This is a genomic window from Hymenobacter montanus (assembly GCF_014699115.1).
Lineage (GTDB): Bacteria > Bacteroidota > Bacteroidia > Cytophagales > Hymenobacteraceae > Hymenobacter > Hymenobacter montanus.
Genome location: NZ_JACXAD010000022.1, coordinates 88,170 through 98,232, shown reverse-complemented (window position 1 = coordinate 98,232; position 10,063 = coordinate 88,170). Strand labels below are relative to the sequence as shown.

General features: G+C 62.5%; 7 protein-coding genes. 6 read left to right on the top strand and 1 reads right to left on the bottom strand.

The features are described 5' to 3' along the window. Positions 1 to 321 precede the first annotated feature (321 nt). The 6 genes from IC235_RS17795 (at position 322) to IC235_RS17770 (ending at position 7,149) form a co-directional block, all read left to right on the top strand. Positions 322 to 846, top strand: a complete 525-nt coding sequence (locus IC235_RS17795; protein ID WP_191006553.1) for a DinB family protein — start codon at positions 322 to 324, stop codon at positions 844 to 846. A 774-nt stretch (positions 847 to 1,620) separates the two neighbouring features. Further along, positions 1,621 to 2,559: a prephenate dehydratase gene (locus tag IC235_RS17790; protein WP_191006552.1), complete on the top strand. Its 939-nt coding sequence runs from the start codon at positions 1,621 to 1,623 to the stop codon at positions 2,557 to 2,559. Between the two features lie 92 nt (positions 2,560 to 2,651). Continuing rightward, positions 2,652 to 3,866, top strand: a complete 1,215-nt coding sequence (locus tag IC235_RS17785; RefSeq protein ID WP_191006551.1) for a pyridoxal phosphate-dependent aminotransferase — start codon at positions 2,652 to 2,654, stop codon at positions 3,864 to 3,866. A gap of 337 nt (positions 3,867 to 4,203) precedes the next feature. Beyond that, complete coding sequence (locus IC235_RS17780; RefSeq protein WP_191006550.1) at positions 4,204 to 5,049, top strand: prephenate dehydrogenase; 846 nt, start codon at positions 4,204 to 4,206, stop codon at positions 5,047 to 5,049. 110 nt (positions 5,050 to 5,159) lie between these two features. Continuing rightward, positions 5,160 to 6,230: a chorismate mutase gene (locus IC235_RS17775; RefSeq protein WP_191006549.1), complete on the top strand. Its 1,071-nt coding sequence runs from the start codon at positions 5,160 to 5,162 to the stop codon at positions 6,228 to 6,230. A 301-nt stretch (positions 6,231 to 6,531) separates the two neighbouring features. Further along, on the top strand, positions 6,532 to 7,149 hold the full coding sequence (locus IC235_RS17770) for an Hsp20/alpha crystallin family protein (RefSeq protein WP_191006548.1): 618 nt from the start codon (positions 6,532 to 6,534) through the stop codon (positions 7,147 to 7,149). Positions 7,150 to 7,419: 270 nt separating this feature from the next. On the opposite strand, the gene IC235_RS17765 is transcribed toward IC235_RS17770, so the two are convergent. After that, entirely contained in the window at positions 7,420 to 9,519 is a 2,100-nt protein-coding gene (locus IC235_RS17765) for a M13 family metallopeptidase (RefSeq protein WP_191006547.1), read from the bottom strand. Between the last annotated feature and the right edge of the window lie 544 nt (positions 9,520 to 10,063).

The following is a 10,063-nucleotide window of genomic DNA, read 5'->3' as shown; positions in this document are numbered from 1 at the left end:
CAACGCCGCCCATGCCCGGTCACTGATTTCATCCAGATTGCTCACGAACCCAAAGATAATTGTCCGTACAGCCTAGGACAGACCCGGGAACCGGCAAACAACACTCTTTAATTAAAGCGGCCTGTTGAGTAATAGTGCCCAGGCGAAGCATGGTAAAGCTCCTCGCCCGGAGGATTCACAGACAAGCTCTCCTACCCTAACATCCCCGAAGCAAGTAATGATCCTTGGACCAATAAGGGCACCTGCCCCAGGGATAAACTAGCGCCCGAAAGTCAACTCAGCACCCCGTAAATAGCACCTCAACTTTTTTACTCCCCAAAAATGTCTTCCCCCAATCTTCCCGAAGTGTGGCAGCGCGGTCCCCTGCCCGGCGTGCCGCCGCTGCTCCAGCCCGTGGCCGCCGCCCTGCTGCAAGCCCGCGAAGAGCTGACCGCCGCCTTGCACCGCTTCCCGCCGGGCTTGCTCAACGAGCGGCCTGCCGGTGTGGCCTCGGTGGGCTTTCACTTGCAACATCTGGCCGGCGTGCTGGACCGCCTGTTCACTTACGCCCGGGCCGAGGCCCTGACGGCCGGGCAGCTAGCCGCCCTGGCCGCGGAGCAAGCACCCCTCACCATTGAACCCGGTACGGTAGCGCATCTGCTACAGCAGTTCAGTACGCAGGTCGACAGGGCCTTGGAGCAGCTCCGCGCTACTCCCGAAGCCGCGCTGACCACGGCACGTGGCGTGGGCCGGGCCCAGATTCCGTCCACCGTTATTGGCCTGCTGGGCCACGCGGCCGAACACACCACCCGCCACCTGGGCCAATTGCTGGTAACGGCGCGGGTGGTGCAAGCTACTCATACCTAGCGCCCGGGCAGGGGGTTCCCGTGGGCACCTTAACTGGCTGAAAGAGTTGTTTTCGGCGTGAATGAGTCCTGGCCCAACACGACCAAGCGGCCCCCCGCCTTGACCCGAACTGCCAAGAAAGTCACCAAATGTTCTGGCCCAGCAAGACAAGCTGCGTCCTCGTCTCAGCCGGCCGCTTTCCGTTCCGGGTCCCAGTCGCCGGGCTTGTCTCTCGGCAGGCTTCGCGCCGCTAGCGCACGGGGTCAGGGGAGGCTTCACTAGCGACGCTGGTACGTGGGATGCAGGGCCCTATCGTTCGCACCTTTTCGGCAATGATAGCGAGGCAGTTAGGCATCGGACAGCGTAAAAACAGGACGCTGAAAATTTGCTTTTATTAATCTCATCTCTATCTTGCCACAGTATTCACTGCTCCATGCTTCAGACCCGCTACTTTTTTGGCTACTATTACTTCTGCGCCGCCGCGTAGAACGAGCCGCCGTTTGTAGCTGATCCACAAACTTCTCCAGCGCCGCTCGTTTATCGGGAAGGCGCTTTTTTAATGCTCATTTTGCTCATGACTCCCACTCAGCAGGTCTTTTTTACTTACGGCTACTACTTCTATCCGCAGAAGCCGGCCCGCTGTTGCTCGTGTTAACCACCACACTCTCCGCCAACACTAGCAGGGCCCCGCACACCGGAGGCCCTTTTTTATTGCCCGTTTCCCGATAACCCACTGCCCGCCACGTCCCGCCGGCCGCAACCTCTTCAAATCCTAATAAACTAGCAACCAGCCTTATGCCGCAACACGTATCCATTCAAGGGTTCCGGGGAAGCTTTCACGAAGTAGCCGCCCGCCAGTATTTCGGGGCGGCGCCGACCTTGCTGCCCTGCGCCACTTTCGGCGCGGTGGTGGCGCACGTGGTGAATGGCACGGCCGAGGCCGGCCTGATGGCCATGGAAAACTCGCTGGCCGGCAGCATCCTGCCTAACTACCTGCTGCTGGAGCGGCAGGCCATTCGCGTCACGGGCGAAGTGTACTTGCCCATTCACCAACACCTGCTGGCCCTGCCCAACACCCGCCTAGCCGACGTGCAAGCCGTGCACTCGCACCCCATGGCCCTGCGCCAGTGCGGTGACTTCCTGGACCGCTACCCCCACTGGAAGCTGGTCGAAACCGATGATACCGGCCACAGCGCCCAACTGCTGGCCGAGAACCAGTCGCCCGGCGTGGCCGTGGTGGCCGGCGCCCAGGCCGCCGAGCAGTTTGGCCTGAGCATCCTGGTCGGCAGCATCCACGACGACCCACACAACTACACTCGCTTCCTGGTGCTGCAACGCGCCGAAACGGCCGTGGTCGACTCCCGCGCCGACAAGGCGTCGCTCTATTTTCACGCTCCTCACGCCCCGGGCAGCTTGGCTCAGGTGCTCATCCGCGTGGCCGCGCACGGCCTCAACCTGAGTAAGCTCCAGTCGTGCCCCCGCCCCGGCCAGCCCTGGCACTACGGCTTTCACGCCGATGTGGAGTTCGAGGACCTGGCCCAGTTTAACGCCCTGCTTACCGATTTGGAGCCCGTCACCGAGGAGCTGCGGGTGCTGGGCGCTTACCGCCGGGGCAGCATGGAGACGGCTGTTGCGGGGGCGTTGCGGGCAGAGCCAGGCAATCGGCCCCGGGCTCAAGCTGCGCCCAGGGAGGGACCAGGCTCCCTTAATAGCACTAGCGCTCGGCTTCCATAAACAAGGTTTTTCACAGTACCAGATTAGTCACGCAGCGGGAACGAGTGACTTCGTTCCGCTCGCCAGAACCCTCGCCTCACTCCGAACTGCCCATGCAAGTCTCCGTTGCCAGCCGGCTGGCCCACACTGGCGAATACTACTTCTCGCGCAAGCTGCGCGAGTTGGCGGCCCTCAATGCCGCGGGTGCTAATATCATCAACCTGGGCATCGGCAGCCCCGACTTGCCGCCCCACCCGAGCGTAACCGCCGCCCTTGCCGCTAGCGCGGCGCAGCCCCACGCCCACGGTTACCAGGGCTACCAGGGCACGCCGGCGCTGCGCGGGGCCATGGCTGAGTTCTACCAGCGCCACTACGGCGTGGCCCTCGATGCCACTAGCGAAGTGCTGCCGCTGCTGGGCTCGAAAGAAGGCTTGATGCACGTGGGCATGACCTTTCTGGAAGCCGGCGACGAGGTGCTCATTCCCAACCCTGGCTACCCCACCTACCGCGCCGTGGCCGAAATATGCGGGGCCGGGGTGCGCGAGTACGACCTCACCGCCGCCACCGGCTGGCGGCCCGACCTGGCGGCCCTGGCGGCCACCGACCTCTCGCGCGTCAAGCTCATGCTGGTGAATTACCCGCACATGCCCACGGGCACGCCCGCCGACCTGCCGTTTCTGACCCAGCTGGTGGCCTTCGCCCGGGCGCACCAGATTCTGCTGGTGCACGACAACCCGTACGGCTTCATTTTGAACGAAACGCCCCCCCTCAGCCTGCTGGCGGTGCCGCAGGCCCGCGAGGTGGCGCTGGAGCTTAACTCCCTGAGCAAGTCGCATAACCTGGCCGGCTGGCGCGTGGGCATGCTGGTGGGCCGGGCCGACTTGCTATCCGACGTCCTCCGCTTTAAAAGCAACATGGACTCGGGCATGTTCCTGGGCGTGCAGCAGGCCGCCGTGGCGGCCCTGGCGCTGGGTTCCGACTGGTTTGAAGCGCTGAACACCACGTACCGCGCCCGCCGGGAGCTGGTAGTGGAATTGCTCCGGGCGGTGGGTTGCGCGCCCGCGCCGGGCCAAACGGGCCTGTTCGTCTGGGCCCCGGTACCCCGGGCCTTTGCCGACGGCTACGCCTTGAGCGACGCCGTGCTGGCCCAGGCCCGGGTATTCCTCACGCCGGGGGGCATTTTCGGCAGCAACGGCTGGGGCTACGTGCGCGCCAGCCTCTGCCAGCCGGAAGCAGTGCTGCGCGAGGCCCTGGCCAGGATAAAAGCCCAAACCGCCCTCCTCGCTGAGCCGGAGCGGGCGGCGACCCCAGCAGATAGAGGTTCTTAAGTCAGGGTACTTTTTAGGAATTAAAAATTAAAAATGAAGAATTAAAAAAATGGACCGGCAGATTTTTAATTCTTCATTTTTAATTCTTTTCTCTGCGAAAACTGCTCTGAATGGATCGCGGGAAAGCCGGAGCCGGAATCCGCCGGGCCCGAGCCTGCTGCCACTCCAACTCCTACTGTTGCCTCCACCCTGTCGACCGAGCCGGCGGCGCCTCAAGCCAGGGACAAAGCCTCCCGGGGGCAGCCCTAACGCACTGGTTGAACAATGCGAGCGAGCTGCTCCGCCCGCTATGCCCCCTTAATCCCCACCTCCCTACTTCCCATTTCCAACCCTCTCAATGACTGTCACTATCATCGGCCTGGGGCTCATCGGCGGCTCGCTCGCCCTCAGCCTGCGCCAACACGGCTTGGCCCACTGCCTCATCGGGGTGGAGCAGCAGCCGGCTCACGCCCACCGGGCCCTGGAATTGGGCTTGGTTGATAAAATCGAGACCGACCTGGGCGCCGCCGTCCGCCAGGCCGATTTAATCGTCGTGGCCGTGCCGGTAGACGCCATGGTGAGCGTGTTGCCGCCCGTGCTCGACGCCACTGCGGCGCACCAGGTTGTCATCGACGTGGGCTCGACCAAGCAGGCGCTACTGGCGGCCGTGGCCGAGCATCCCCACCGCGGCCGTTTCGTAGCCACGCACCCCATGGCCGGCACCGAGCATTCGGGTCCGGACGCGGCCGTGGTGGGCCTGTTCGAGGGTAAGACGATGGTGCTCTGCGACACGGCTAACAGCGCCCCTGACGCCCTGCAGGTTGTGGAGCAGCTGTTTCGGGCCCTGCCCATGCGCCTGCTCTACCTCGATGGGGCCGACCACGACCTGCACACCGCCTACGTGTCGCACATCTCGCACATCTCTTCTTTCGCGCTGGCGCTCACCGTCCTGGAAAAGGAAAAAGAGGAGCAGCGCATCTTCGACCTGGCCAGCGGAGGCTTCGAGTCGACGGTACGGCTGGCCAAAAGCGCGCCCGCTACCTGGGTGCCCATCTTCCGCCACAACCGCCTTAACGTACTCGACGTGCTCGACGAGCACCTGCACCAGTTGCAACACTTGCGCGAGCTGCTGGCCCGGGAAGACTATGCCGGGCTCGAGGAGCGGATTCAACAGGCCAACCACATCCGCAAGATTCTGCCCTGAGCTGTAAACGACAACCCCCTTTCGCTACGCCGGCCTTCGCCTGGTAAGGCAGGGAGTAGCCTATCTCCCACCCCCAAATTTATCAACCCGCTAATCCTTCCCTTCATCATATGAAATCTGCGCTCTTTAACCGTCAGCCGGACGACAAGCCTTTCCTCATCTCGGGCCCGTGCTCAGCCGAAACCGAGGCCCAGGTACTCGACACCTGCCAGCGCCTGGCTGCCACCGGCAAGGTGCAGGCCCTGCGCGCGGGCATCTGGAAGCCCCGCACCAAGCCCGGCATGTTCGAAGGCGTGGGCACCAAGGGCCTCCCCTGGCTGAAACGAGCGAGTGAGCTTACCGGCCTGCCCACGGCCGTGGAAGTAGCCACCGCCAAGCACGTGGAGGACTGCCTGGCCTTCGGCATCGACATTCTATGGGTGGGAGCCCGCACCACGGGCAACCCCTTCTCGGTGCAGGAGATTGCCACGGCCCTGCGCGGCGTCGAGATCCCGGTGCTGGTCAAAAACCCCATTCACCCCGAGCTAGAGCTGTGGATTGGGGTCGTGGAGCGGCTGCAAAAAGCGGGGGTCAAGCAAGTGGGCCTCATCCACCGGGGCTTTTCGAGCTACGGCAACACCGACTTTCGCAACGCGCCGATGTGGCACCTGCCCATCGAAATGAAGCGCCGCCTGCCCGAGTTGCCCCTGCTGTCGGACCCCAGCCACATCTGCGGGCGCCGCGACACGCTGGCCGCCGTGGCCCAGCAGGCCCTCAACCTCGACTTCGACGGCCTCATGATTGAGTCGCATCAGGACCCCGACGCGGCCTGGAGCGACGCCAAGCAGCAGATTACCCCGGAAGCGCTCCACGACCTCATCCATGCCCTGGTGTGGCGCCACGAGACCACCGACCAGCGCGAGTTTATCACGGCCCTGGCCAGCTTGCGCGAGCAAATCAACCACCTCGACGCGGAAATCATGCAGTTGCTGGGCCGGCGCATGGCCGTGGCCGAAAAAATCGGCCGGTACAAAAAAGACAACGACATCACCATCCTCCAAACCAACCGCTGGAACGAGGTACTCGACCGCGCCCTGCGCCAAGGCCAGGCCGTGGGCCTCACCTCCGAATTCGTAGAGCAGTACCTGGCCGCCGTGCACCTGGAATCCATCAACCGCCAGAGCCGCATAATGGAAGCGTAAACCAGTCCAAAACACCGACCAGGTCAGCGGTGGTGCCACGAATCCCGCGCAGCGGTTCGTGGTACCACGAACACCAGTAACAAGCAACACCAGAACAAACCCCTATCCCAAGAACAGCAGCCCCAAACCCCAGCGGCCCACCCCCAGTCCGAGTCCTAGCCTTCACTCACTAAAATCAGAAAAAAGTGCCTCCACAGCCCCAAAAAGGCTTTTTCCGTGAAACCTGCGCCCCGCCCAACCAGTAAAATACCCGCCTATTAAGGCAGAATTCTCTTCCCTAACCTTATCAACATTTAACCTCATGGCTATTCAAAAATATCAGGACTCGTTCGGTGATATGATGCCGATGAGTTTTTCGACCATGCTCGACCGGTTCTTCCAAGACTCCCTGGCGAGCCGGGGCCGCGTAAGTGCCTTTTCGCCCCAAGTAGACGCCTACGAAACCGAAAAAGGCTATCAGATTGAAGTAGCCCTGCCCGGGCTGAAGCGGGAAGACATCAAGGTGGACTTCCAGCAGGGACGGCTCACCATTTCGGGCGAGCGCCACTTTAAAAACGAGCAAAATGAGCGCCGCTACCACGTGGTAGAAAGCTCCTACGGCTCGTTCCAACGCTCGTTCCAGCTCCCCGATACCGTGGAGCCCCGCCAGATCCAAGCCAACTTTGAAGATGGTATCCTGCGCGTAATGGTGCCCAAAAATGAGGAGAAAACCATGCGCCACCAGATTCAGATCCAGGGCGGGCAGGCCAACAACCAGCAAGCGATGAGCAACGGCCAGATATCGGAGCACATGGGCCAGCAGGCCACCGACGCACAAGTACAGGAGGGCAACGGCAAAAATGGCCAGAAGGGCCAGAACGGCCGAAGCAACCGCAGCGGCCAGGAAGCCCAGCGCGAAGTGCAGATGGCAGCGCGCTAACCAGGCACCTCCGGGATTTCTCGGTTTACCTGATAGACCGGAAGCATTTTGTGCGCGTTTTATACCGATAGTATATAAAAAAAGGCCTCGGCTCCGAGCTGAGGCCTTTTTTTATACCATTCCTGCTGATTAGGATGACCAAATAACGATGCTAACTCATTATCAGTAGCGGCATTTGACCAAATATTGACGGTTTGCCCTGCCGGGCCGTTTAAGCCGGAGCAGTCCCTGGAGCCTGCTGGGAGGCCCGTGACACCCAGCGCGAGGACTCTACCAAATCACGGCTCGATCTGCCGCGCGGCGAACCATCTTGTCGCCCTCCTTACACCCAAAAGCCTGCTGAAACTGCGGCATGTTCATCAGCGGCCCGATGGTGCGGTACTGGCCGGGCGAGTGCGGGTCGGTGGCAATTTGCTGCCGCAGGGCCTCGGGGCGAATGTTTTGGCGACGCAGCTGAGCCCAACTCAGGAAGTAGCGCTGCTCGGGGGTAAAGCCGTCGAACTTCGGGCGGGGGCCGTTGCCGTAGCGCTGCTGTAACTGCTTCTGGAGGGCACCATACACCACGGTGAGGCCGGCGAAGTCGGCCAGGTTCTCCCCCATGGTCAGTTGGCCGTTTACGTGCACCGAGTCGAGGGGCGAGAAGGCATCGTACTGCCGGCCCACCACCGCGGCGCGCTTGGTAAACTCGGCTGCGTCGGCGGGCGTCCACCAGTCGCGCAGGTTGCCGGCGGCGTCGTACTGCCGGCCCTCATCATCGAAGGCGTGGGTGATTTCGTGGCCCATCACCCCACCAATGGCCCCGTAGTTGATGGCGTCGTCGGCCCGGGGGTCGAAGAAGGGCGGCTGCAGGTAGCCGGCCGGGAACACAATCTCGTTCAGGGGCGGGTTATAGTAGGCATTGATGGTGGGCGGGGTCATGCTCCACTCGTTGCGGTCGACCGGCCCGCCAAACTTGGCGGCGGCTTCCCGGGCCGCCCATTGCCGGGCCGCCAGCACGTTTTTCAGGTAGCTTTCGCGGGTAATTTTCAGGGCCGAATAGTCTTTCCACACGTCGGGGTAACCGATTTTCACACGCAGGGCGTTGAGCTTTTTCAGGGCTTCGGCCTTGGTGGGGGCGCTCATCCAGGTATTGGTTTGGATGTGCTCGGCCATGCTGGCCTTGATGTTGTTCACCATTTCCAGGGCCTTGGCCTTGGCTTCGGGGCTGAAGGCTTGGTCGACGTAAAGCTGGCCGAAGGCTTCGCCCAAGGCTTGGTCGGTGGCGGCTTGCATGCGCTTCCAGCGAGCCGCCGGCTGCTTGGCGCCGGTCTGCGCCTGGTTGTAGCGGAACGCGGCCTCGGCGTAGGCCGTGGGCAGGGTGCTGGCCACCGACCGCACCAGGTGCCAGCGCAGGTAGGTTTTGAGGTCGGCCAGGGGCTCGGTTTTCAGCAGCGTGTTCACCTCGTCAAAAAACGCCGGCTGACCCACGATGATTTCCCGCGCTTTGCCCAGCTGCATCCCGGCCAGCAACGCTTGGGGAGCCAGCACCGGATAGCGCTGCTGCGCCGCCGCCACCGTTATTTTGTTGTAGTTCGCCTGGGGGTCGCGCAGCTCCACGCGGGTACGCGAGGCCTTGGCCAGGCGGGTTTCGAGGCGTTCAACGGTGGCGGCATTGCGCTGGGCCACGGCCGGCGCGTCGCCGAGCAAGCTAAAAATCTGCGTCATGTACGCACGGTAAGCCGTCTTCACTTTCTCGGTGCGGGCGTCGCTCTTGAAGTAAAAGTCGCGGTCGGGCAGCGTGAGCCCGCCCTGGTCCAGCCGCACGGCGTACTGGGCGGTGTTTTTCTCGTCCACGTCCACCCCCGCCCGGAAGAAAACGCCGGCTTGCAGCTCTTGCAAATGCACGATGGCGGCGCGCAGGCCCACCTGGTCGCGCACGGCAGCCACGCGGACCAGCTCCGGCTTCAGGGGGGCCAGGCCCGCCCGCTCGATGGCGGCAGTGTCCATGGCCGCAGCGTAGAAGTCCCCCACCTTCTGGGCGTTGCTGCCGGGCGGTGCGGTGCGGTTGGCCGCGGCTTCTTCCAGAATACGGCGCAGCAAAGCCTGGGTGCGGTTGCCGAGCTGGTTGCGCGGGCCCCAGCTGGAGGCATAGCTCGGTATCGGGTTGTTACGAAGCCAGTTGCCACCCGAAAAAAGAAAGAAGTCGTCGCAGGGACTCACCGTGTGGTCGAGGTCAGCCATGTCGAGGCCCACGCCTTTGGGGTCGGGTGGAACCGGGGCTGCGGCGGCCGTCGCGGCCCCGGTAGCTACCGCAACGGGCTTGGTAGCGGAGCAGGCGGCCAAGGCCAGCGCGGCGGCTATCAGCCAGAAACGGGCAGGTAGTTCATTCATAAGTCAGTAAGATGGTATTGTACTGCTGCAAATTAGCAGAAAGACCCTCGCGGGGGCCCGATAGCTGCGTCCACGGCCTCGGATGCCCACAAACAGGCTCTTTAATGCCTCAAAAAGACGGTCCTGCTTCGGCGGCGCGGACGTCAGATGAGCCGAGACCACGTTATCTGCTTTATTGCTGGTTGACGACTTAGAGAGAGTAGTGCCACCGGAGTTGGAGCACGACGGTAGCGCGCGGCATTGGACTACCAGGCCTCAAGCCAGGCCGGAATTGCCGACCCCGCACAGCCGCTAGCGCATCTGAGATGGGCTTGCCTCAGCCGAATTTTCTCGGCTGGGAGCACTTGCTGACTAGGCGGTGTAGGGTCGCGCCAGCCAAAGCAACATTGCCTTTACGAAGGGGGAGTGCGGGGTGGCTATTGACGGGCGTAAGGTTTAAAATTTAGCCGGCCCATCTACCAGCTTTATACGGGAATGTGGCGGCTGCTTTCGCTGCAACTAATTTCCTTCTCAAAGCGCTGACCCGGTAGCAAATCTTTGATTT

Coding starts and splice junctions, on each gene's coding strand:
- IC235_RS17795 (WP_191006553.1), top strand. CDS start 322: ATGTCTTCCCCCAATCTTCCCGAAGTGTGGCAGCGCGGTCCCCTGCCC.
- IC235_RS17790 (WP_191006552.1), top strand. CDS start 1,621: ATGCCGCAACACGTATCCATTCAAGGGTTCCGGGGAAGCTTTCACGAA.
- IC235_RS17785 (WP_191006551.1), top strand. CDS start 2,652: ATGCAAGTCTCCGTTGCCAGCCGGCTGGCCCACACTGGCGAATACTAC.
- IC235_RS17780 (WP_191006550.1), top strand. CDS start 4,204: ATGACTGTCACTATCATCGGCCTGGGGCTCATCGGCGGCTCGCTCGCC.
- IC235_RS17775 (WP_191006549.1), top strand. CDS start 5,160: ATGAAATCTGCGCTCTTTAACCGTCAGCCGGACGACAAGCCTTTCCTC.
- IC235_RS17770 (WP_191006548.1), top strand. CDS start 6,532: ATGGCTATTCAAAAATATCAGGACTCGTTCGGTGATATGATGCCGATG.
- IC235_RS17765 (WP_191006547.1), bottom strand. CDS start 9,519: ATGAATGAACTACCTGCCCGTTTCTGGCTGATAGCCGCCGCGCTGGCC.